Below are 3901 nucleotides of genomic sequence, written 5' to 3'. Positions count from 1 at the left end.
AAGAAAAATCAATAAATTGGCGCCATTGCCTAATAAAATTAGGCCAATTATAAGCTTAACCAAGCTTCTTCTCAGCATCATATATAAGCCTGAGGCATATAAAAGTCCGATTAAAATGGCTAATAAAAACTCCATACTATGCTGATTCTGTTATTGTAAAAATTATTGTTAATGAAACCCCTATTACCACTAAATATACTCCAATGTCAAAAAATAATGCAGAACCAATCATTCCAATTACAGCAAGCGGTTCCGGAAACCACAAACCGGTCATAAAAGGCTGGTTTGAAATTAGCGCGGGTGATACTCCTGCAAGAAATGCAACTAATAACCCAACGGGCATTAAGTAACCAGGGTGCATAGATATCAAATTTTTGGTATTTTCAAGCCCATTTGCAAATGCGTGGAGAACAAATGCAATTGATGCTATGAGACCACCAACAAACCCTCCACCGGGCAAATAATGCCCCCTTAGTAATATGAATATTGAAAACAAAAGCAGGAGCGGCAAAAGATAATTTGATGCTGTCTTAAGGATGATTGTTTTCATAGTTTATAAATTACTTTCTGTTTTTTTTGGTTAACCTCAATTTCAATAATGAGAAAACTCCTATAGCTGCTATGGTTAAAACGGCTATTTCCATAAACGTATCAATTCCCCTGAAATCTACTAGAATAACATTCACTACATTTTTACCTTTTGCTAGTACATAGGCGTTTTCTGCAAAATAATCAGTTATTTCAGACCCTTGAGGCTCTGAAAGTACCTCCAGTGCCAGTACTGTTATCAATGAGCCAAAAACGATTGATAAAATACCGTCTTTTATGCGTGCTCTGCGATCTGATAACTTTAAGTATTTGGGTAGTTTGTAAAGAACCAAAACAAACAAAATAACAGTTAAAGTGTCAATTGAAAATTGTGTCATCGCAAGATCCGGCGCACTGTAATAAACAAAAATTAAACTAATAGCCAACCCGACGACACCCATAGCAGCAACGGCAGCAAGTCTTGACCTTGTAAATACAGTATATAAAATTCCAACGGCCATCACAAGTAAGGTTAGCACTTCATAGATTGTTAACACTGAAAAGGAATCATAATCAATTTTATAGTTGGTATTTTGTAAAAGGGTATATCCTATTAAGAGTACCAGAAATAATATAATTACTGAAACATAATATCTTAAATATCCATTTTGAATAAATCCGGTAGTAATTCTTGATGCCCGATCAAAACCAAAACCAATAGATTCAACTATAGATTTAGGTGCAATTTTATCGAATTTGGCGATTCCTTTTTCTAATTTTAAAGAGGGTTTGAACAAGAAATAGATCAGTAATCCGACACCGATGGTTATGGTACTTAAACCTAAAATTAAATTAAATCCGTGCCAAAGTTTTATGTGCACTTCACTTCCATTTTGCCCCATAGCAGTTACTGCAGGCTGAATTAATGAATCTTGAATCATGGAAGGAAATATGCCAATTGCAATACCCAAAACCGCTAAAATCAAAGGTGGAATCCACATTAAAAAATTGGGCATGTGTACTTTTTCAAATGCTTGAGGTAATTTCCCTGAAAAGGGCTTTATTCCCGCTAAAAACCCTGCATACAACAAAAGTATGTTTGTTACAATAGCTAAAATTGTTAATAAAGCTCCTGAGTTTCCAAAGTGAAGGGTAGCTTCATAAATCAGGTCTTTTCCTATAAAACCAAAGCTGGGTGGAATACCTGCATTGGAGATGGCGGCTAAGACTCCTGCTATAGCAACTGGCAGCAATACTTTTCGTAAACCAGATAAGCGGGTAACATCTCTTGTGCCTGTTTCATGGTCAATGATTCCAGTAACCAGGAAAAGAGTGGCTTTGTATAATGCGTGTACTAAAATAAAAACACTGGCAGCTATCAATGCTTCTTGGGTTCCGAGTCCAATCAGAAAGACGAGTATACCTAAAGCGGCAATCGTAGAATAGGCTAAAATCCCTTTTAAATCTGTTCTGAAAAGTGTATGAATTGCAGCATAAACCATCGTTATTGCGCCTACTGTGATGAGGGTTGTATTCCAAAGTTCAGTGTTTCCCAAAGCAGGTGTAAAGCGCATTAATAAATAGACACCAGCTTTAACCATGGTTGCAGAGTGAAGGTAAGTTGAAACAGGTGTGGGTGCCTTCATGGCACCGGGTAACCAAAAATGGAAAGGAAATTGAGCAGATTTGGTAAATGCCGCTCCAAAAATTAGTAATACGATGATGACATAATGATTACTATCGGCAAGCAATTCTTTTGATAAAAGCATTTCAGAAATACTGTATGTTCCTGTAACATTTCCTGCTATAAGAACTGCAGCCAGCAATAATAAACCTCCTATGCCGGTAATTGAAAGCGCAAGAATGGCGGACTTTCTTGAGGCTTCTTCTTTGTTATTAAAACCGATAAGAAAAAATGAACTGATACTCGTTAGCTCCCAAAAGACAAATAGAGAAATAATGTTATCAGAAAGAACAACCCCCAGCATCGCAGCCATAAAAATGCCCAAATATCCATAAAACCTGTCGAGGTATTCGTGGCCTTTAAGATAGGCAGCTGTGTATGCAAACACCAGAAACCCAATTCCGGTAATCATCAATGCAAAAATCAACGAAAGACCATCTAGGGTGAAACCGAGATTTACACCTAGTGACGGTACCCATTCGTAGGTTTTGTTGATGATTTCACCTGATGAAATTTGTTTAGTAAACTGTAAGAAATAGATAAATAGCCCCAGTGGTATCAGGGCGGAAAGTATAGCAGCCTTTCTCTTCATAAATTTTCCGGCTACGACCAAAAAAAGTGAAAAAATAAAACCTGTAAGGATGGCTGTTAGCATATGTTGATTCAAGTGTCAACTACAAATATAGTAGATTTTAAGAAGTTTTAAAACTGTGGAATCACTATAGATAAAATGTTTAACAACTTGGTAACATATATAAATAAAAAATCCGATAATTAGTTTAATTATCGGATTTAAAAAAAATCTTTCAGACTAATCAGCCAAAATGATTACTTTATTGTTATTCATTTCAAGGGTTCCACTGTTGATATGCAAAACCCACCTTCCTTCTTTACTTTTAGAAAACTTATTTTTAACGCCCTCGTCAATTGTGATATTTCCATCAATTTTTATTAGTCCTTCCTGTAAAATAGACACGATAGGTGCGTGGTTATCCAGCATTTGAAATTCACCATTTACACCGGGTACGGCAACTGATTTTACCTCAGCTTGCAATAAAACGGCTTCTGGTGATATAATTTCTAATTTCATAATTCAAAAGTTCAAAGTTTAAAGCTCAAGGTTCAAAATTGAACCTTGAGCATTGAATTTTTATGCTTCAGCAAGCATTTTTTCTCCGGCTTCAATTGCTTCTTCAATTGAACCTTTCAAATTGAACGCCGCTTCAGGAAGGTGATCTAACTCACCGTCCATGATCATGTTGAATCCTTTGATGGTTTCTTTAATATCTACAAGCACTCCGGGTATACCGGTAAACTGCTCTGCCACGTGGAAAGGCTGTGAAAGGAAACGCTGAACACGACGTGCACGGTTTACCGCAAGTTTGTCTTCTTCAGAAAGTTCTTCCATACCTAAAATCGCGATAATATCTTGTAATTCTTTATAGCGCTGAAGTAATTCCTTTACTCGAGATGCACAGTTGTAGTGATCTGCTCCAAGGATTTCTTTTGTTAAAATCCTTGAGGTGGAATCTAGAGGGTCCACTGCAGGATAGATACCCAACTCAGCAATTTTACGAGAAAGTACCGTGGTTGCATCTAAGTGGGCAAAGGTTGTTGCAGGAGCGGGGTCGGTTAAGTCATCCGCAGGAACATAAACCGCCTGTACTGATGTAATCGAACCTCTTTTTG

General features: G+C 37.0%; 4 protein-coding genes and 1 pseudogene. All 5 read right to left on the bottom strand.

Features of this window, described 5'->3' with window-relative positions; genetic code table 11:
- Window positions 1-135, bottom strand: a 135-nt coding sequence (locus AACY61_RS10150) for an NADH-quinone oxidoreductase subunit K (protein WP_339611467.1), incomplete at its 3' end; no start/stop codon positions are given.
- Window position 136: 1 nt separating this feature from the next.
- A complete protein-coding gene (locus AACY61_RS10145) occupies window positions 137-550 on the bottom strand; it encodes a Na+/H+ antiporter subunit B (protein WP_339611466.1) in 414 nt (137 codons plus the stop codon).
- 10 nt (window positions 551-560) lie between these two features.
- Window positions 561-2867, bottom strand: coding sequence for a putative monovalent cation/H+ antiporter subunit A (locus AACY61_RS10140; RefSeq protein ID WP_339611465.1), 2307 nt, complete (start codon window positions 2865-2867; stop codon window positions 561-563).
- A gap of 156 nt (window positions 2868-3023) precedes the next feature.
- A complete protein-coding gene (locus tag AACY61_RS10135; RefSeq protein ID WP_339611464.1) occupies window positions 3024-3302 on the bottom strand; it encodes a F0F1 ATP synthase subunit epsilon in 279 nt (92 codons plus the stop codon).
- Between the two features lie 60 nt (window positions 3303-3362).
- Window positions 3363-3901: pseudogene (locus tag AACY61_RS10130) on the bottom strand (F0F1 ATP synthase subunit beta); the annotation flags it as partial.

This window comes from uncultured Planktosalinus sp. (assembly GCF_963973675.1).
Taxonomy (GTDB): domain Bacteria; phylum Bacteroidota; class Bacteroidia; order Flavobacteriales; family Flavobacteriaceae; genus Planktosalinus.
Note: the sequence above shows the minus strand (reverse complement) of the source record. Positions and strands in the feature narration are given on the sequence as shown.